The sequence below is a fragment of the Fictibacillus sp. 23RED33 genome (genome assembly GCF_015903925.1).
GTDB classification, from domain to species: Bacteria; Bacillota; Bacilli; order Bacillales; family Fictibacillaceae; genus Fictibacillus; species Fictibacillus phosphorivorans.
The window spans coordinates 1-1,450 of record NZ_JACZDX010000023.1 but is presented as its reverse complement, the minus strand read 5'-3'; the positions used below and the strand labels follow the sequence as shown (position 1 = coordinate 1,450).

The 1,450-nt window shown below is 36.9% G+C and carries 1 protein-coding gene; it reads right to left on the bottom strand.

Features of this window, described 5'->3' with window-relative positions; translation table 11 throughout:
- Positions 1–36 precede the first annotated feature (36 nt).
- Positions 37–1,397, bottom strand: a protein-coding gene (locus IHV09_RS22195; protein ID WP_197265513.1) for an IS3 family transposase whose coding sequence is annotated in 2 segments (ribosomal slippage) — positions 37–941 and positions 941–1,397 — 1,362 coding nt in all. Because the reading frame shifts where the segments join, the coding sequence is not laid out codon by codon here.
- Between the last annotated feature and the right edge of the window lie 53 nt (positions 1,398–1,450).

The following is a 1,450-nucleotide window of genomic DNA, read 5'->3' as shown; positions in this document are numbered from 1 at the left end:
TGAAGTGACCCCTAAAAGTTAGACACGGTTATTTCATTAGGCAGCAGTTAGGGCATGAGTACGGTATTTAACCGGGCTCATGCCTTTTAATTTTGCCTTGATTCGTTTGTGATTATAGTAATCCATATATTTAGCCAGCTCTAGTTTAAAGTGTTCCACACTTTCAAATTCTTTTAGATAAAGAAGTTCAGATTTTAGGATTCCAAAGAAGTTTTCCATCACAGCGTTATCGTAACAGTTCCCTTTACGAGACATACTCTGGGTGATGCCACTTTTACTGAGGACCTTACGGTATTGTTTCATTTGATAGTGCCAGCCTTGATCTGAATGTATAAGAAGCTTATCTTTATCTGTTACATGCGCTAGAGCTTGATCTAACATCGTTGAGACAAGAGAGTATGTCGGTCTAGCCCCTATTGTATAGGTAATAATTTCTCCATTAAATAAGTCCAATACGGGTGATAAATAAAGCTTCTTTCCGAATAATTTAAACTCTGTAATATCCGTGACCCACTTTTCGTTTGGTTTCTCAGCTTTAAAATTACGATTTAAAATATTTGGTGCAATCTTCCCAATCGTTCCTTTATAAGAACGATATTTTTTTATACGTACGAGACATTTTAATCCTAGTTCCTTCATGATACGCTGTACCTTTTTGTGGTTAACTTGGTGTCCACGGTTTCTAAGTTCATCGCGAATTCTACGGTAGCCAAAACGGCCTTCATGTTCCTTATAAATAACTTGAATCAAGCCTTTTAACTCCGCGTCAGGGTCAGGACGATTGAAATTTTTCACCCAATAATAATAGGTACTACGTGGGATTCCTGCTAGCTTTATAAGTGCTTGTACCGAAAACTCATGCCTTAATTCATAGACTACTTGCGCTTTGACTTGTTTGGTGATTTTTCCTTGCTTTGAACTAAGGCATTCAACTTTTTTAAATAAGCATTTTCCATACGTAACGCTTCTAATTCCTGTTGAAGCGCTTCGATTGATCCTTTAGCTGGTGATGTCTTATTGGAAGACTTTTGATCTTTCTTATTCATGTTTGGCCGCCCCTTTTTCTTTGGTTTCAGGGCATCCAAACCTTGAGTCTCTAATAAATCTCGCCATTTCCACAAGGTAGAATCGGATGGCAGATTAAAAATCGCGGCTGTATCAAAGATAGACGTCCCATTGTCGTTCATATATTTTAGTACGTCTAGTTTAAAGTTTAAGGGGTAATTTGTATAGCTTTTGAAAAAAGCATTCTCACCGTGGTATTCATATTTTCTAATCCAAAATAGAACTTTACTATTATTCGCACCAATCTCTTTTGCGATTGTTTTATACCCTACATCCCCTTCTAAATATCGTTTAACAGCAGCTATTTTTTCTTCGATCGTAAATTTAGCCATAAGAAAAGCACCTCCAAATTTAAGACTGTGTCTAAAATTTGGGGTGCAGTTCA